This is a genomic window from Actinospica sp. (assembly GCF_035552695.1).
In the GTDB taxonomy this organism is placed as follows: domain Bacteria; phylum Actinomycetota; class Actinomycetes; order Streptomycetales; family Catenulisporaceae; genus Actinospica.
This window is the reverse complement of the sequence record NZ_DASZKT010000178.1, coordinates 1-17,102: the sequence shown is the minus strand read 5'-3', so window position 1 is coordinate 17,102 and position 17,102 is coordinate 1. Positions and strand designations below refer to the sequence as shown.

12 protein-coding genes are annotated in these 17,102 nt (G+C 70.3%); 4 read left to right on the top strand and 8 right to left on the bottom strand.

The features are described 5' to 3' along the window. Nucleotides 1–210: 210 nt before the first annotated feature. Nucleotides 211–660: a MarR family winged helix-turn-helix transcriptional regulator gene (locus tag VG296_RS20905; RefSeq protein WP_325568135.1), complete on the bottom strand. Its 450-nt coding sequence runs from the start codon at nt 658–660 to the stop codon at nt 211–213. An 85-nt stretch (nt 661–745) separates the two neighbouring features. Between VG296_RS20905 and VG296_RS20900 the strand changes: the two genes are divergently transcribed. Further along, nucleotides 746–2,749, top strand: a complete 2,004-nt coding sequence (locus VG296_RS20900; protein WP_325568133.1) for an isochorismatase family protein — start codon at nt 746–748, stop codon at nt 2,747–2,749. A gap of 152 nt (nt 2,750–2,901) precedes the next feature. Here VG296_RS20900 and VG296_RS20895 read toward each other — a convergent pair whose 3' ends face one another. From VG296_RS20895 to VG296_RS20885, 3 genes are read right to left on the bottom strand one after another with little or no spacing between them, the layout of a single operon-like run. Next, nucleotides 2,902–3,912 (bottom strand): alpha/beta hydrolase, encoded by a 1,011-nt coding sequence (locus VG296_RS20895; RefSeq protein ID WP_325568131.1) that lies wholly within the window; start codon nt 3,910–3,912, stop codon nt 2,902–2,904. Between the two features lie 17 nt (nt 3,913–3,929). Beyond that, nucleotides 3,930–4,772: an SDR family oxidoreductase gene (locus tag VG296_RS20890; protein ID WP_325568129.1), complete on the bottom strand. Its 843-nt coding sequence runs from the start codon at nt 4,770–4,772 to the stop codon at nt 3,930–3,932. After that, nucleotides 4,772–6,271: an NAD(P)/FAD-dependent oxidoreductase gene (locus VG296_RS20885; protein ID WP_325568127.1), complete on the bottom strand. Its 1,500-nt coding sequence runs from the start codon at nt 6,269–6,271 to the stop codon at nt 4,772–4,774. The genes VG296_RS20890 and VG296_RS20885 overlap by 1 nt, the downstream gene beginning before the upstream one ends. 103 nt (nt 6,272–6,374) lie before the next feature. Here VG296_RS20885 and VG296_RS20880 point away from each other — a divergent pair, with 103 nt between their 5' ends. Next, complete coding sequence (locus VG296_RS20880) at nt 6,375–7,601, top strand: PucR family transcriptional regulator (RefSeq protein WP_325568125.1); 1,227 nt, start codon at nt 6,375–6,377, stop codon at nt 7,599–7,601. A gap of 155 nt (nt 7,602–7,756) precedes the next feature. Further along, entirely contained in the window at nt 7,757–9,886 is a 2,130-nt protein-coding gene (locus VG296_RS20875) for an ArnT family glycosyltransferase (protein ID WP_325568123.1), read from the top strand. Here the strand turns inward: VG296_RS20875 and VG296_RS20870 are convergent. From VG296_RS20870 to VG296_RS20860, 3 genes are read right to left on the bottom strand one after another with little or no spacing between them, the layout of a single operon-like run. After that, nucleotides 9,883–13,257 (bottom strand): pyruvate carboxylase, encoded by a 3,375-nt coding sequence (locus VG296_RS20870; protein WP_325568121.1) that lies wholly within the window; start codon nt 13,255–13,257, stop codon nt 9,883–9,885. The two genes, VG296_RS20875 and VG296_RS20870, sit on opposite strands and share 4 nt — an antisense overlap. 60 nt (nt 13,258–13,317) lie before the next feature. Next, a complete protein-coding gene (locus tag VG296_RS20865) occupies nt 13,318–14,490 on the bottom strand; it encodes an acyl-CoA dehydrogenase family protein (protein WP_325568119.1) in 1,173 nt (390 codons plus the stop codon). Nucleotides 14,491–14,505: 15 nt separating this feature from the next. Next, entirely contained in the window at nt 14,506–15,711 is a 1,206-nt protein-coding gene (locus tag VG296_RS20860) for a CaiB/BaiF CoA-transferase family protein (protein ID WP_325568117.1), read from the bottom strand. A gap of 57 nt (nt 15,712–15,768) precedes the next feature. On the opposite strand from VG296_RS20860, the gene VG296_RS20855 reads away from it, so the two are divergent. Continuing rightward, complete coding sequence (locus tag VG296_RS20855; protein WP_325568115.1) at nt 15,769–16,644, top strand: hypothetical protein; 876 nt, start codon at nt 15,769–15,771, stop codon at nt 16,642–16,644. A gap of 59 nt (nt 16,645–16,703) precedes the next feature. Here VG296_RS20855 and VG296_RS20850 read toward each other — a convergent pair. After that, nucleotides 16,704–17,102, bottom strand: a 399-nt coding sequence (locus tag VG296_RS20850; RefSeq protein WP_325568113.1) for a hypothetical protein, incomplete at its 5' end; no start/stop codon positions are given.

The following is a 17,102-nucleotide window of genomic DNA, read 5'->3' as shown; positions in this document are numbered from 1 at the left end:
AGCGCGTTACCCGAGGGAGCGCAGCAACCGTAGGGCAAGGGGCGGGCTGGCGGGCGGGCATAGCCAGCGCAGCGACCCCTCGGCCCGAACGAGGAGCCGACGCGGAGCGCAGCGGAGTGTCTGCGACGTAGGCAGGGCCGAACACCAACCGCGAGCCGCCGACGCTGCGTCAGCCACCACCCACGCGAACATCGGTTCACGCGAACGCGGTCAGGCTTCGGCGTCGGCGAGGCGGTTCATGATCGCGGCGGCCTTGAGGAGCAACTGCTGTTCTTCGGGCTGCAGCAGGTTGCGCAGCGCGCTGGAGAGCCAGGCCTCGCGGGCGGCCGGGATGGTCGCGGTCAGGTCGCGGCCCTCGCGGGTCGCGCTGATCAGCGTCTTGCGGCCGTCGCTCGGGTCCGGCTCGGCGACGATCAGGCCGTGGGTGCGCAGCGCGGCCAGGGTCTCGGACATCGACTGCCTGCGCACGTGCTCGGCCTGGGCGAGCGCGCTGGCGGTGGTCGGTCCGTGTTCGACGACGCGGGCGAGCGTGGTCAGCTGCGACCAGGTCCAGGGCATCTCGTCGGGGGCGGACTCGCGGCGCAGGCGGGCGCGCAGCCGGACCATCGACTTCGACAGCTCGGCGGCGGTCTCGTTCGCCCGCTCTTCCTCGACGGCCATGGTCAGACGGTAACAGAGAAGGGGTAGGCAGGGAGCCTGCTATTATTGACAGGTAGCCTGCCTAACTACCTGAGGAGGGGATCGCATGGACGAGGCGTGGCGGCAGCGCCCGTTCAGCCCGCGGTTCGTCGCACCGCTGCTCATGGGCGCGACGCTGAACCCGGTCAACAGCTCGGTGATCGCCACCGCCCTGGTCGCGATCGCCGCCGCGGTCGGGGTTCCGGTCGGCCAGACCGCGGTGCTCATCTCCTGCCTTTACCTGACCAGCGCGATCGCGCAGCCGACGGCGGGACGGCTGGCCGAGGAGTTCGGGCCGCGCCGGGTCTTCCTGGCCGGGATCGCCATCGTGCTGGTCGGCGGCGTGCTCGGCGGGGTCGCCGTCGACCTGCCGATGCTGATCGCGGCCCGCGTGCTGATCGGCCTGGGCACCTCCGCCGGCTATCCGGCGGCGATGCTGCTGATCCGCCGGCGCGCCACCGCGATCGGTCTCGAGGCGCCGCCCGCCCGGGTGCTCAGCGGCCTGGCGATCGCCGGCGCGGTGACCGTGGCGATCGGCCCGGCGGTCGGCGGCCTGCTCGTCGGCTGGTTCGGCTGGCGCGCCGCGTTCCTGGTCAACGTGCCCTTCACCGTCCTCGCGTTCGCGATGGCGACGGCGTGGATCGCCAAGGACACGGACGTGATCCGCGGCCGGTCCGCGCGCGACGTCCTCACGCGCATCGACGTGCTCGGAGTCGTCTGCTTCGGTTCGGCGATGACGGCGCTGCTCGTGTTCCTGCTCGGCCTGCCCACGCCGCGCTGGGCGGCAATCGTCCTGGCGGTCGCGTTCGCCGTCGCGTTGGTCTTCTGGGAGCTGCGCGCGGTCAATCCGTTCATCGACGTACGCCTGCTCGCCTCGAATGCCGCGCTCACCCGCACCTACCTGCGCAATGCGCTGAGCATGCTGGGCATCTACGTCATGCTCTACGGGCTTACGCAATGGCTCGAGGCGGCGCACGGGCTGTCCGCGTACGCGGCAGGGCTCGTGCTGCTGCCGATGGGACTGCTCTCGGCGGGCGCGGCGCGCGCGGTGGCGAACTACATCAATGTTCGCACACCGCTGATCGTGGCGGCGGTCCTACTCGTGCTCGGCTCGATCGCGTCGCTGTTCCTGACCAGTGGGACCCCGATCGTCGCCATCATCGGAGTCACCGCGCTGTTCGGGCTCATGTCGGGAATCAGCAATCTGTCGAACCAGACCGCGCTGTACCGGGTGGCGCCCGCCGAGAAGCTCGGCACCGCCTCGGGCCTGCTGCGCACCTTCGGCTACGTCGGCTCGATCGCCTCCGCGACGATCACCGGCATCGCCTTCCGCACCCGCGTGAGCGACGGCGGACTGCACCACGTCTCGCTCGCCCTGATCGCCATCGGCGCCGTCGTGCTGCTGATGACCGTGTTCGACCGGCACCTCAAGCCGTCGGCCGAAAATCCCGCAACTCACGAGGAGAACATCCGCATCATGTCCGTTTCCACCACACAATCCGTCGACCCGTCCCGCACCGCGCTGCTGCTGATGGACTACCAGAACGCCGTCCTCGGCGCGCTCGCCCAGGCCGAGGCGGTCCTGGAAAACGCGCGGCAGGCGCTCGAGTGGGCGCGGGCGAACGACGTCCAGGTCGTGTACGTGCGCGTGGCCTTCAACGACGAGGACTTCGAGAAGGTGCCCGCGCACAGCAAGACCTTCGCGCAGGTCGCCGCGAACAAGTTCCTGCTCGACGGCAGCCCGGAGGCGGCGCTGCACGACTCGCTCGAGGTTCGCGACGGCGACATCCTCACGCGCAAGACCCGCTTCGGCGCCTTCAGCACCACCGAGCTGTACAGCGACCTGCACGCCAAGGGCCTCGACACGCTCGTCGTCGCCGGCATATCGACATCCGGAGTCGTGCTCTCCACGCTGCGCGACGCCGGTGACCGCGACTTCCGCATCCTCGTGCTCGCGGACGCCACCGCCGATCCCGACCCCGAGGTCCACCGCGTGCTGATCGACAAGGTCTTCCCGCACCACGCCGACATCGTGCAGACCGCCGATCTCAAGGCCCTGAGCGCGGCCTAGGCCGGCAGCGGGTTCACCGCCCTCGGCCGTCGGCCGAGGGCGGTGGCCCTCTCGATGCTGCCGCTCGCGCTGATCCCGACCACGGCCGTCCCGCTGCTCATGGCCCTGCACATCGTTTCCCTGCGCCGACTGGCCGCCGCGCCGAGCGGCGTTCAGGCGACGTCCGGGGTCGGCTCCGCGCCGGTGGTCGACGGGTATCTGGCCAGCCAGCCGTCGACCACGTCGTAGGCGCGCTTGCGTACCTCGGGCAGCGAGAGGAAGACGTCGTGCCGGGCGCCTTCGACCGGCACGATCGTCGTCTCGTCGCCGAGGCAGCCGGCCCAGCGGGCGATCTGGGTGACGTCGAGGACGAGGTCGGCGCGCTCGCTGAGCTCGGAGTAGCTGCTCGAATAGAGCGTGCGGTCCGAACGCAGAATGAGCGAAGGGACACCGACGTGCAGGCCGCGATGCAGCCGGGCATGGGCGCGGCGCACGGCGTTGAGCCAGCCGACCGTGACCGGGAATCCGAGCAGCGGCTTGAGTTCGAGGTCGAACTCCCATTCGCCGGTGCCGCTGGTGTGCAGGGTGTCGCCGTACGGGCTCGGCGGGAGCTTGAGCTGCGCGAACGGCCTCGCCTTGGCCAGCACTCGCAGCGCCTGGGTCATGACGCCGCGGCGCGAAGGCGTGCCCTGCAGATCGAACCAAGGACTGTTGAGCACCATTCCGGAGATCGGCGTCACGCCACCTCGGCCGGCGCGGCGGCGGTCGAGCCACAGCGGGAGGATCAGGCCGCCGGTGGAGTGGGCGACGAGCAGCACGGGCTTGTCGGAATGCTCCTGGGTGACGGCGGCGAGTGCGAGTTCGAGCTCTTCGTCGTAGAGCTCGAAGTCGGACACGTAGTGCGCGGTCTGCCCCGGCCGCCGCGCGCGCCCCGACTTTCGGATGTCGAGGGCGTAGAACGCCATGCCGCGTTCGGCGAAGAAGTCCGCGAGCTCGGTCTGGAAGAAGTAGTCGGCGAATCCGTGCACGTACAGCACCGCGCCCCGCGCCGACTCGCCGTCCAGCGGCTCGCGGCGCACCAGCACGGCAGCCGCGTTTCCCTCACCGTCCGGGTCGGGACCGAGGTCGAACACGTGCTGCCGGTAGCCCTCGATGATGTCGGGCTGCCAGTCGAGGGCGGACATGGATACCTCCGTTGCCGTCACCGGCGTCGAGTGGAAAGCTGCTGGAACGCCGCCAGGATTGCAGGGTAGCGGCCCGGGGTGAGCCGGGCGAGTATGTCGGGGATCCGCGCGCTGACCGCGATCAGAAGTCGCGGCCGACGGTGCTCGACCGCCGCGACGATCTCCGCGGCCGCCTTCTCGGGCGGGTAGGTGAGCAGCTTGGAGAAGGTCTTCCGCTCCTGCTCCGCGGCCGGGCCGGCGATCGACGCGGCCAGCCGGGCGTTCTGCGCGATCCCGGTGCGGATGCCGCCGGGGTGCACGACCGTCACCCCGACCTGCCCGGCCAGTTCGGCGCGCAGCCCCTCGGTGAATCCGCGCACGGCGAACTTGCTGGTGGAGTAGGCGACCTGGCCGGCCGGGGCGATCAGACCGAACAGGCTGGACATGTTCACCAGGTGCGAGCCGGGGTGGGCGCGCAGCGTGGGCAGCAGCGCGCGGGTCAGCGTGACGACGGCGCGGTAGTTGATCGCCATCAGCCAGTCGAACTCCTCCTCGCTGACCTGCTCGAAGCTGCCGCCGAGCGCCACGCCCGCGTTGTTGATCAGCAGGGTGGCGTCCGGATGCTCGGCGGCGAGCCTCTTACCGAGTGCGTGGGTGGCCTCGTCGTCGCCGAGGTCGACCACGTACGTCGCGACCGTCTGCCCGGCTCGCTCGCGCACCTGCCGCGCGACCCTCTCGAGCCGGTCGGCGTCGCGGTCGACGAGAGCCAGACTGCTGCCGCGTCTGGCCAGTGCGTACGCGAGCTGCTCACCGATGCCGCAGGCCGCGCCGGTGACGATCGCCGTTCCCGCAGTGAAGTCGTAATGCTCGTAACGCTGCATCAGACGCCCGTCCTCACCGATGCCGCGGCACGCGTCTTACTCAGCCGCAGCTGCGCGTCCTCGACTGGGAGGCGTCGCAGGAGCTTGACGTCGCCGGAGTAGTTCATCGAGGTCAGCCAGGGCGCCTGATCTCCCTGGCGCGGCAGTTGGTCGATCACTCGCAGGATGTACCCGGCATCGAAGTTCAGGAAGGGGCGCAACGGCATCTGCGGATCCGCGACGACCGGCCGCGCCACGTCGTATCCGTGCGCGTCCATGTGCGCGAGCAGTCGGCAGAAGTGCTCGCAGAGCAGGCCGACCTTGAGCGTCCACGAAGAGTTCGTATACCCGATGGAGTAGGCGAAGTTGGGTACGCCGGAGAGCATCATGCCCTTGTAGGCGACGGTGTCGGCGAGCGATACCTGCTGGCCGTCGACGTCCACTGCCATGCCGCCCATCGCCTGCACGTTGAGCCCTGTCGCGGTCACCACGATGTCGGCTTCGAGCGTGCGGCCGGAGGCGAGGCGGATGCCGTTCTCGGTGAACGTCTCGATCCGATCGGTCGCGATCTCGGCCTTGCCGGCGCTGATCGCGTGGAACAGGTCGCCGTCGGGGACCGCGCACAACCGCTGATCCCAGGGTTCGTACGGCGGGTTGAGGTGCTCGTCGATCGGATAGCCCTCGGGCAGCATCTTGGCGTTGAGCCGCCGGATGATCCGGCGCGCGGCCTTCGGATACTTCTGGCAGAACTTCCAGACGGCCCGCTGCTGAAGGATGTTCTTGCGCCGGGTGAGGGCGAAGCCGCGCTCCTCGCCGAACCACGCAGTGAGCTTGAGGGCGAGCTTGTCGCGGGCGGGAACGGGCAGGATGTACGTGGGCGTGCGCTGCAGCATCACGACGTGCTCGGCGGTCTCGGCCAGCGCCGGGACGAGCGTGACCGCGGTGGCGCCGCTGCCGATGACGACGACGCGCTTGCCGGCATAGTCCAGGTCCTCAGGCCACTGCTGCGGGTGCACGATCTGGCCGCGGAAGCTCTCGCGGCCTTCGAAGCGCGGGGTGAACCCCTCGTCGTAGCGGTAGTAGCCCGTCGCGCAGAACAGCCAGGAGCAGGTCAGCGTCGAGCGCTCGCCGGTGTCGCTTCGCTCGATCTCGACCGTCCAGCGGGAGTCGGCCGAGGACCACGAGGCGCCGATGACCTTCGTCTGGAAGCGGATGTGCCGGTCGATGCCGTTCTCGGACGCCGCCTCGCGCAGGTAGTCGAGGATCTTGTCGCCCCCGGCGATCGCGTCGTCGCGCCAAGGCTTGAAGGCGTAGCCGAAGGTGTGCAGATCCGAGTCCGAGCGGATGCCCGGGTAGCGGAACAGGTCCCAGGTGCCGCCCAGGTTCGCACGCGTCTCGAGGATCGCGTAGCTGCGCTTCGGATGGTCGCGCTGCAGGTAGTACGCGGCGCCGATGCCGGAGATCCCGGCGCCCACGATCAGAACGTCCAGCGTATCCGTGCTCGCAGCATTGAGAGACATGCCGTAATGGTGGCAACCGTCCGCCTCGCATTCCAGGGGCACTATGCACCAGATCTTGAACCATTTACAGCAAAGTGCACCGTGCGGACGTAGGCTGGTTCGCATGACCTGGGAACCGCCGTCCCCGCGGGTGCGCGAGCTGATGCGCAAGGGTGCGCAGCTGGTGCTCGACCCGCCGCCCGCCTGGCTCGCCGAGCTCGACGCGGCCACGCTCTCCGGTCCGCAGCGCTCCCAGATCGCCGAGGATCCGGTGCTCGCGGCGGCGACCCGGCGTGCCAACCGCTCGAACCTGCTGTTCTGGGCCTCGTCGAACGTGCGGCGGCCGGGCGAGCGCGTTGCGCCGAACCTCGGCGAACTGCCGCTGGACGCCGTACGCGACCTGGTGCGCCGGGGCCTGAACGAGTCCGCGCTCGACGCGTACCGTACCGGCCAGGGCGTGGCGCTGCGCCGGTGGATCCAGATCTGCTTCACGCTCAGCAGCGATCCCGAGGAGCTGCGGGAGCTGATCGACGTCTCGTGCCGCTCGATCTCCGAGTTCGTCGACGACACGATCGCCGCGCTCACGGAGCGGATCGCGCGCGAGCGGGAGGAGCTGACCCACGGCACGCACGCCGAGCGGCGGGAGACCGTCAGCCTTCTGCTGGACGGCGCCCCGATCCCGCGGGCGCGCGCCGAGCAGCGCCTCGGCTACCGGCTCGACGGCAGGCACACCGCGGCCGTCGTCTGGTGCGAGGAACCCCAGCCCGACCTGGCCGCGCTCGACCGCGCCGCCGAGCTGATCGGCACCTGCGCCGGGGACCAGCGCCCGCTCAGCGTGATGGTCGGCGCGGCCACGCGCTGGGTGTGGGTGCACGGCCGTCCCGACCCCGGCCGGCTGCGCGAGGCGGTCGCGACCGACCCGCGGGTGCGGATCGCCGTGGGCAGCACCGGCGGCGGGCTCGACGGATTCCGCCGCGGACACTTCGACGCGCTCATCGTTCAGCGCATGCTGACCCGGCTGGCCTCGCCGCAGCAGCTCGCCACGCATGACGAGGTGGAACTCGTCGCGCTGCTCACGACCGACCTCGACCGGGCCGACCAGTTCGTCCACCGCGTCCTCGGCGACTTCGCGCGCGCGGACCCGGAGCTGACCGAATCGGTCCGCGGGTACGTCGCCGAGCAGTGCAACGTCTCGCGCGCCGCGCAGCGTCTCTACATTCATCGCAACACCCTGCTGCGCCGGCTGGCCCAGGCGGACCGGCTGCTGCCGCGGCCGCTCGCGCGGGACGTGGTCGGCGTCGGGGCCGCGCTCGAGGTGCTGCGCTGGCGCGGCATCACGCAGGATGACTGACCGGCCACGCCCGGCGATCGATTCTTGGGTTCTTCTTACGTACCCGGATCTTCGCACGTCGCGGGCTAGTCCACCCACTCCCAGCAGGCCGAATATCATCACAGTGGGCTGACATCTTCAGCATCTTTTAATTGAGCATCCGAAACCTTGAGTCCATGTACACGATTACGGCCTCCGTCAGACGAGCAGCGGAGAACGGTGCCCAACGCGTCCTGCGACCCACCCCCGAGCGGCCCCGCTGGGTGCTGCCCGCGCTGGCGCTGATCGCCGCGTGCGCCATCGTGCTGGACTGCTGGGGTCTGGGCGGCGGCGAGTACAACGCATTCTACGGCGCGGCGGCGCGCAGCATGTCGGAGAGCTGGAAGGCCTTCTTCTTCGGCTCGTTCACCCCGGCCAACACGATCACCATAGACAAGATCCCCGGCTACCTGTGGCCGCAGGCGCTCTCCGCCCGGATCTTCGGTTTCCACGGCTGGGCGCTGGATCTGCCGCAGATCCTCGAGTCCCTGGTGACCGTGGCGGTGGCCTACCGGCTCGTGCTCCGCTGGACCGGCCAGGCGCAGGCGGTGATCGCGGCGGGCCTGCTGGCGCTGACGCCCGCCGTGATCGCGCTCGGGCACACGAACAACGAAGAGGCCTGCTACGTCATGTGCCTCACGCTCGCGGCCTCCGCGGGGCTGCGGGCCGCGACCACCGGACGGCTGCGCTCGCTCGTGGTCGCCGGAGTGTGGGTGGGCGCCGCGTTCCAGTGCAAGATGCTCGAGGCGTGGGCGGCGTATCCGGCCATCGCAGTGGTCTACCTCCTCGCCGCGCCGCCCAAGCCGGTCAGGCGCGTGCTGCACGCGCTGATCGGCGGGCTCGTCACGGTGGCGGTCTCACTGTCCTGGGTCGTGGTGGTGGCACTGGTGCCCGCGGGCGACCGGCCGTTCATCGACGGCACGACCAATAACAACCCGTTCAGCATGGTCTTCGGCTACAACGGCCTGATCCGGTTCAGCTCCCTCGGCGTCAGCGCGTCGAGCGTCGGCGCGATCGGGCAGTCCGGTGGTGGACCGGCGGGCGCGTCGAGCTCGGGCGGACTGGCCACGATGTTCCAATCGGCGCAGTCGACACAGGTCGGCTGGCTCTATCCGCTGGCCGCGGTCTCGATCGCGTTCGTGCTCTGGCAGCGACGCAGGGCTCCGCGCACGGACCCGATCCGCGCCGGAGTCGTGATGTGGGCGGTGTGGATCGTGGTCTTCGGCGCCGCGTACTCGGCGGGCTCGATCCACTCGTACTACGTCGTCACGCTCGCCCCCGCGCTCGCCGCGGTCGGCGGTGTGGGAGCGGTGGCCCTGTGGCGAGCGTGGCACGAGGGCAGCCGAGGCGCGTGGGTCGCACCGGTCACGATCGCGCTGACGGCGGTCTGGGCGAGCGTCATCGCGTCGAGTTCGTCGACGTATCGCAGTTGGCTGGTTCCGCTGCTCGTCGCGGTCGCGGTCGGCGCGATCGCGGCCATGGTGCTCGGCCGCGGCCGCATCGCGACGTCCCGCGGCGTGTTCGCCACGGTCTGCGCGCTGTGCGTCCTGGTGGCGGGAACGGGCACGGCGACGTGGGATTCCTCGGTGATCACCGCGGGCAATTCGCAGAGCCTTGCCATGGGTACGGTCGGCCCGGGCGGCTCGGGATTCGGTGCGGGCGGCGGCGGCTTCGGCGGCGGCCAACGGCCGAGCTTCGCGGGCGGCTCGGGATTCGGCGGCGGCTCCGGCTCCGGACGGCCGGCCGGCGGGTTCGGCGGCGGGGCCGGCGGCTCTGGTTCGGCTTCCGGACGGCCGTCCGGCGGCTTCGGCGGCGGGGCCGGGGGCTTCAGCGGTGCGGGCGGGGGCGCAGGCGCCGCGGGCGGCGGAATGAACGGCATGTGGGTCTCCGACGCGTCGCTCGCCAGCTCGGAGCAGAGCCTGCTCGACTACGTCCAAGCCCACGACTCCGGAGCGCAGTTCACCCTGACCGTCTCGGGCTGGCAGGAGGCTTCGCCGTACATCCTGCGCGCCGGAACCTCCGTCCTCACGCTCGGCGGATTCTCCGGCCAGGCGCCGTCGCCGACACTCGCGCAGTTCGAGCAGTACGTCACGAGCGGCCAGGTCGAGTACGTCTACCTGGCCGCGTCGAGTACGAGCTCGAACCAGATCGAGTCCTGGGTCGCGAAGAACTGCACCGTAGTCCCCGCACAGGACTACGGCGGCACCTCGTCCACCACGTCGTCGTCTACCTCGTCCACCGGATCGACCGAGCTCTACCGGTGCTAGTCGATGACGACGAGCAGGTCGCCGGCCTCCACTTGCTGAATCGGGTTGATGGCGAGCCTTGACACGGTTCCCGCCTTCGAGGCGGTGATGGCGGCCTCCATCTTCATCGCCTCGATGGAGGCGACCTTGGCCCCGGCCTCGACCTGCGCGCCTTCGGCGACCGCGAGGGTGACGACGCCGGCGAAGGGGGCGGGAACGTGGCCGGCGTTGGCGCGGTCGGCCTTCTCTCTGGCGGGGATGCCGGCGGAGGCCGCCTGGTCGCGGATCTGGGTCGGGCGCAGCTGACCGTTGAGGGTGGCCATCACGGTCCTGATGCCGCGTTCGTCGGCCTCGCCGATCGCCTCGAGCGCCATCAGCAGGCGTACACCGGGTTCGAGGTCGACGGCGTACTCCTTGCCCAGGCGCAGGCCGTAGAAGAAGTCCTTGCTGGCCAGCACGCTGGTGTCGCCGTAGGTGTGCCGGTGGGTCTCGAACTCGCGGGTCGGTCCGGGGAACAGCAGGCGGTTGAGGGTGGCACGCCGGTCCTTGTCCAGCCCGTCGCGGTCCTCGTCGGACAGTTCGCGGACGGGCTTGGCCTCGCCCCGGCCCTGGAGCGCCTTGCTGCGGAACGGTTCGGGCCAGCCGCCCGGCGGGGTGCCGAGCTCACCGCGCAGGAAGCCGATGACGGAGTCGGGGATGTCGAACCGGTCCGGCGTCGCCTCGAAGTCCTCGGGGGCCACGCCGGAGCCGACCAGGTGCAGCGCGAGGTCGCCGACGACCTTGGAGGACGGGGTGACCTTCACCAGGCGCCCGAGGATGCGGTCGGCCGCGGCGTACATCGCCTCGATGTCCTCGAACCGATCGCCGAGGCCGAGCGCGATCGCCTGGGTGCGCAGGTTGGACAGCTGCCCGCCGGGGATCTCGTGGTGGTAGACGCGGCCGGTCGGCGACGCCGGGCCCGCCTCGAAGGGTGCGTAGATCTTGCGGACGGACTCCCAGTAGGGCTCGAGGTCGCCGACGGCTTGCAGGTCGAGGCCGGTGGGCCGGTCGGTGTAGTCGGTGGCCGCGACGATCGCCGACAGGGACGGCTGCGAGGTGGTGCCCGCCATCGAGGCCACCGCCCCGTCGACAGCGTCCGCGCCCGCGTGGATCGCGGCGAGGTAGGTGGCGAGCTGGCCGCCGGCGGTGTCGTGCGTGTGCAGATGGACCGGCAGGTCGAACTCCCGGCGCAGCGCCGTGACCAGCGTGGCCGCGGCCGGGGCGCGCAGCAGCCCGGCCATGTCCTTGATCGCCAGCACGTGCGCGCCCGCCGCGACGATCTGCTCGGCCAGCCGCAGGTAGTAGTCCAGCGTGTACAGGCGCTCCGCCGGGTTGGACAGGTCGGCGGTGTAGCAGAGGGCTACTTCGGCGACGGACGTGCCGGTGGCCCGGACCGCGTCGATCGCGGGACGCATCTGCTCGACGTCGTTGAGCGCGTCGAAGATCCGGAAGATGTCGACGCCGGTCTCCGCGGCCTCCTGCACGAACGCGTCGGTCACCTCCGTGGGATACGGGGTGTAGCCGACGGTGTTGCGGCCGCGCAGCAGCATCTGCAGGCAGATGTTGGGCACGGCGGCGCGCAGCGCGGCCAGCCGCTCCCACGGATCCTCGGCCAGGAAGCGCAGCGCGACGTCGTAGGTGGCGCCGCCCCAGCACTCGAGCGACAGCAGCCCGGGCAGCGTGCGGGCGACGACGGGGGCGATGGCGAGCATGTCCCTGGTACGCACCCGGGTGGCCAGCAGCGACTGGTGCGCGTCACGGAAGGTCGTGTCCGTGATCCCGATCGTCGGAGACTCGCGCAGCCAGCGGGCGAAGTCGGCCGGTCCGAGTTCCACAAGCTTCTGCTTCGAGCCCGCGGGCGGCTCGATCGCCGGTACCGGCGGCAGCTTCACGGCCGGGTCGACCAGCTCCGGCCGCTCGCCGTGCGGCTTGTTCACCGTGACGTCGGCGAGGTACGTGAGCAGCTTCGTGCCACGGTCCGCCGAGTGACGAGCCGTCAGCAGATAGGGGCGCTGCTCGATGAACGAGGTCGTCACATGCCCGGCCTGGAAGTCCGGATCGTCCAACACCGCCTGCAGGAACGGAATGTTCGTCGCCACGCCGCGGATGCGGAACTCGGCCACCGCACGCCGCGCGCGACGCACCGCCGTGGGAAAGTCCCTGCCCCGGCAGGTGAGCTTGACCAGCATCGAGTCGAAGTGCGCGCTGATCTCCGTGCCGGCGTGCGTGGTGCCGCCGTCCAGCCGGATGCCCGAACCGCCCGGCGAGCGGTACGCGCTGATCTTCCCGGTGTCCGGGCGGAAGCCGTTGGCCGGATCCTCGGTGGTGATCCGGCACTGCAACGCCGCTCCGCGCAGCGTCACCGTCTCCTGCGACAGTCCCAGGTCGGCGAGCGTCTCGCCGGAGGCGATACGCAGCTGCGACTGCACCAGGTCGACGTCGGTGACCTCCTCGGTGACCGTGTGCTCGACCTGGATGCGCGGGTTCATCTCGATGAAGACGTGGTTGCCCTCGCGGTCGAGCAGGAACTCCACCGTGCCGGCGTTGTGGTAGCCGATCGACTCGGCGAACCGCACCGCGTCCGCGCAGATCCGCTCGCGCGACGCGGGGTCGAGGTTCGGCGCGGGCGCCAGCTCGATCACCTTCTGGTGCCGCCGCTGGACCGAGCAGTCCCGCTCGAACAGGTGCATCACGTTGCCCTGACCGTCCGCGAGGATCTGCACCTCGATATGCCGCGGCTCGACGACGGCCTTCTCCAGGAAGACGGTCGGATCGCCGAACGCGGACGCGGCCTCGCGCGCGGCCGCCTCGATCGACTCGCGCAGCGCGGCACGATCCTGCACCCGTCGCATCCCGCGTCCGCCGCCACCCGCTACGGCCTTCACGAACAGCGGGAAGCCGATGGTCTCCGCGGCCGCCACCAGTTGATCCACGTCGCTCGAAGGCTGCGAGGAGCCGAGAACCGGCACACCGGCCGCGCGCGCGGCGGCCACCGCACGCGCCTTGTTGCCCGTCAGCTCCAGCAACTGCGCGCTTGGCCCGACGAACGTGATCCCGGCCTCCTCGCACGCCCGCGCGAGCTCCGGGTTCTCCGACAGGAACCCGTAACCCGGATAGACGGCATCGGCGCCTGCCAGCCGGGCCGCGCGAATGATCTCGGATACGGAGAGATAGGCGCGTACGGGGTGTCCGACCTCGCCGATCTCGTACGCCTCATCCGCCTTCAACCGGTGCAGCGAGTTGCGATCTTCGTGCGGGAATACCGCGACGGTCCTCGCGCCCAGCTCATAGGCGGCCCGGAACGCGCGAATCGCGATCTCACCGCGATTGGCGACCAACACCTTGCGAAACATGGCCCATCCCTCCTTCTCTCTGCACGAGTGGTTCTTTGTCGCTGCGGAGGCTGACAAACTTCATGCGTCCAAGCCTCCGCGCTTTACAAGCTGACTTGCGATCACGTTGCGCTGGATCTCGTTGGTGCCCTCGCCGACGATCATCAGCGGGGCATCGCGGAAGTAGCGCTCGACGTCGAACTCGGTGGAGTAGCCGTAGCCGCCGTGGACGCGGACGGCGTTGAGGGCGATCTGCATGGCGGTCTCGGAGGCGAACAGCTTGGCCATGCCGGCCTCCATGTCCACGCGCCGTCCCGCGTCCGCCTCGCGGGCCGCGTAGAGCGTGAGCTGCCGGGCCGCCGTGAGCGAGGTCGCCATGTCGGCCAGGTAGTTGCCGATCGACTGGTGCTTCCAGATCGGCTGGCCGAACGACTCGCGCTGCTGCGCGTAGGCCAGGGCGTCCTCGAAGGCCGCGCGGCCGACGCCGAGGGCGCGGGCGGCGACCTGGAGGCGTCCGGTCTCGAGCCCCTTCATCATCTGCGCGAACCCGCTGCCCTCGACTCCGCCCAGCACGGCGTCGGCGGGCGCGTGGTAGTCGTCGAAGGAGAGTTCGCAGCTCTCGACGCCCTTGTAGCCGAGTTTGGGCAGGTCGCGGGAGACGGTCAGGCCCGGCCCGTGTTCGACGAGCAGGATCGAGATGCCCTGGTGCGCGGGCGTCGCGTCCGGGTCGGTCTTGCACAGCAGGGCGATCAGACCGGAGCGCCGCGAGTTGGTGATCCAGGTCTTGGCCCCGTTGACCACGTAGCCCTCGGCAGCGGCGTTCTTGCGGGCGACCGTGTGCATGGCCTGGAGGTCGGAGCCGCCGCCCGGCTCGGTCAGCGCCATCGTCGCACGCAGCTCGCCGGTGGCCATCCTCGGCAGGTAGCGGCGCCGCTGCTCCTCGGTGCCGAAGTGCAGCAGCAGCTTGGCGACGACGGTGTGCCCGCCCATCGCGCCGGCCAGGCTCATCCAGCCGCGAGCCAGCTCCTCGGTGATCAGCACGTAGCACGGCGTCGAGACGGGATTGCCGCCGTACTCCTCGGCCACGGCGAGTCCGAAGATGCCGAGCTGCTTCATCCGCTCGATCAGGTCTTCGGGGTAGGTGTCGGCGTGCTCCAGCTCCCGCACGACGGGCTTGACGTCCTTGTCGACGAAGTCACCGACTGTTCGCACGATGAGCTGTTCGTCCTCGGACAGGATGTCAAGAGTGCTCATGCCGCCTCCGGCAGGTCAGATCACGTGGTCGGCCCGCAGATCGTCGATCTCTGCCGCACTGTAGCCCAGCTCGGCCAGGATGGTGGCGGTGTGTTCACCGGCGGCCGGGACGGCGTCCATCCGCGCCTCCATGCCCGCCAGGTCCGCGGGCGGCAGCAGCGCGGGCACCGTGACGCCGCCGGGAATCGGCACGTCGCGCCAGCGATCCCGGCCGGACAGCACGGGGTGCGCGAGGAATTCCTCGACGTCGTTGACGCCCGCATTCGCGATGCCCGCCTCGTCCAGCAGCTTCATGACGTCGGAGCCGTCCAGCTCGGCGAACCGCCCCGCCACGATCGCGTTCAGCTCGTCGCGATGGGCCACACGAGCAGAGCCGGTGGCGAACCGTGGATCAGCGACGAGCTCGGGGCGGCGCAGGAACTGCTCGCACAGAGCCAGCCATTCGCGCTCGTTCTGGATGGAGAAGAGCACGTCCTTGCCATCGGCGGCGGTGTACGCGCCGTACGGGGCGATGGTGGCGTGCTGGGTGCCGATGCGCGGGGGCTGGCTGCCGCCGAAGCGGGTGTAGTAGGCGGGCTGGCTCATCCACTCGGCCAGCGCCTCGAACAACGACACCTCCACCGCGCGCACGGCCCCCCTGGTAGCCCGTGCGAACAGCGCGGTCAGGACGCCCGAGTAGGCGTACATGCCGGCCGCGATGTCGGCGACGGACACACCGGCACGCGCGGAGCCGTGCTCGTTGCCGGTCAGCGAGACCAGGCCGGTCTGACACTGCACCAGCAGGTCGTACGCCTTGCGGTCGGCCCACGGACCGCTCGAACCGTAGCCCGAGATGGAGCAGGGAATCAGGGAGGGGAACCTCTCGGCCAGGGCCTCGGCGCCCAGACCCATCCGGGCCGCCGCGCCCGGCGCCAGGTTCTGCACGAACACGTCGGCGCCCGCGAGCAGACGCTCCAGCACCTCCCGGCCCGCCTCCGACTTGAGGTCGAGCGTCACGGACTCCTTCGAGCGGTTGAGCCAAACGAAGTAACTGGACTCGCCGTGCACGGTCGTGTCGTACCGCCGCGCGAAGTCTCCCCCGCCCGGCCGCTCCACCTTGATCACCCGCGCCCCGAGGTCGGCCAGCTGGCGGGTCGCGAACGGCGCCGCCACGGCCTGCTCGACGCTGACGACCGTGATGCCGGTCAGCGGACGGTCTTCCGGGGAAGCGGCGATGGTCATCGATCGGGACCTCTCCAGGTTTTCATTCGTGCACCGGCACTACCATCATGGAGAATCATGCATGCCGAAGTCAGTCCCCCGCTGAGCTCGTATGTGGAGTCCTGGGCTCCCGGCCCGGTCGTCGAGCGTGAGCCCGTGCTGCCAGTCGGCCCCGCGGCGGCTCTGTCGGCCGTCCTCGACCTTCCCGAGACAGTTGCCGGCGTCGACGCTCCCCTCCCCCCGCTGTGGCAGTGGCTCTACTTCCTCAGCTGGCCCGCGCGGTCCGAGCTCGGCGCCGACGGGCACCCGCGCGACGGCCATTTCCTGCCTCCGATCCCGAACCGCCAGCGCATGTGGGCCGGCGGCCGCTGCGAGATCCTCGAGCCGCTTCGCCTCGGGATGTCAACGGAGCGCATCAGCACTCTGCACACGGTCACGCCTAAGCAGGGGCGCACCGGCGAGATGCTGTTCGTCACCGAACGTCGGGAGTTCCGCCAGCGGGGCCGCGCCTGCGTCGTCGAGGAACAGGACATCGTCTACCGGTCGGGCCGCAACGCCGCCCAGCACCCCGTCACCCTCGACGAGTCCGCCGTCCCGCTCACCGACGAGCCGTGGCGGCTCCCGCTCCACCCGGACCCGGCGCTGCTCTTCCGATTCAGTGCCCTGACGGCCAACGCGCATCGCATCCACTACGACGCCCCCTACTGCCGGGCCGAGGAGGGCTACCCCGGCCTCGTCGTCCACGGCCCCCTGTTGGCCCTGCTCATGCTGGAGCTGCCCCGCCGCCACTCCCCCGATCGCCGCGTGCGCTCCCTCGCCTTCCGCTTCCACAGCCCCGTGTTCGCCGGTGAGCGCCTCGTGGCCTGCGGCACCCCGTCCGATGACGGCGCCGAGCTCCGTATCGCCACGCACCGCGACGACCGCCACGCGTCCGCCGAGGTCACATTTGTATAAGACGAACAAGGCTCGCGCGACCGCCCCACCGAGGAGCGGTCGCGCGAGACTCACACCTGCTAGAGCGCCGAGTTCGCGACCTGGCTGGTCGATACCCGCAGCATCGTGAAGCCGTAGGCAGGGAGGCTGACGGTGTAGCTCGTGCCGTCGATGACCGGGCCCACACCTCCGTTGTAGAGGTCCCGGGGCAGCTGGTGCGTGTTGATACCCGTGCCGGTCAGGTCGACTGTCACGTTCTCCGGAGTGTTGTGGAAGTTGTAGATCAGCAGCGCGGTCTGCTTGCCGTCGGTGCTGGTGCGCTGCATGGCATAGACGTCCGGGTCGGAGCCGGCGGGTACGCGCGTGCGGCTGGCCGAGGGAAGCAGTGCCTTGTTGTCGTTGACGGTCTCGAGGACTCTGTCCCAGTTGGCGCGGAGCGTCGGCGACCAGCGGATGTACTCGTCGTACATGGCCGAGCC

Coding starts and splice junctions, on each gene's coding strand:
- VG296_RS20900 (WP_325568133.1), top strand. CDS start 746: ATGGACGAGGCGTGGCGGCAGCGCCCGTTCAGCCCGCGGTTCGTCGCA.
- VG296_RS20865 (WP_325568119.1), bottom strand. CDS start 14,490: ATGAGCACTCTTGACATCCTGTCCGAGGACGAACAGCTCATCGTGCGA.
- VG296_RS20870 (WP_325568121.1), bottom strand. CDS start 13,257: ATGTTTCGCAAGGTGTTGGTCGCCAATCGCGGTGAGATCGCGATTCGC.
- VG296_RS20885 (WP_325568127.1), bottom strand. CDS start 6,271: ATGTCTCTCAATGCTGCGAGCACGGATACGCTGGACGTTCTGATCGTG.
- VG296_RS20860 (WP_325568117.1), bottom strand. CDS start 15,711: ATGACCATCGCCGCTTCCCCGGAAGACCGTCCGCTGACCGGCATCACG.
- VG296_RS20855 (WP_325568115.1), top strand. CDS start 15,769: ATGCATGCCGAAGTCAGTCCCCCGCTGAGCTCGTATGTGGAGTCCTGG.
- VG296_RS20875 (WP_325568123.1), top strand. CDS start 7,757: ATGTACACGATTACGGCCTCCGTCAGACGAGCAGCGGAGAACGGTGCC.
- VG296_RS20905 (WP_325568135.1), bottom strand. CDS start 660: ATGGCCGTCGAGGAAGAGCGGGCGAACGAGACCGCCGCCGAGCTGTCG.
- VG296_RS20890 (WP_325568129.1), bottom strand. CDS start 4,772: ATGCAGCGTTACGAGCATTACGACTTCACTGCGGGAACGGCGATCGTC.
- VG296_RS20895 (WP_325568131.1), bottom strand. CDS start 3,912: ATGTCCGCCCTCGACTGGCAGCCCGACATCATCGAGGGCTACCGGCAG.
- VG296_RS20880 (WP_325568125.1), top strand. CDS start 6,375: ATGACCTGGGAACCGCCGTCCCCGCGGGTGCGCGAGCTGATGCGCAAG.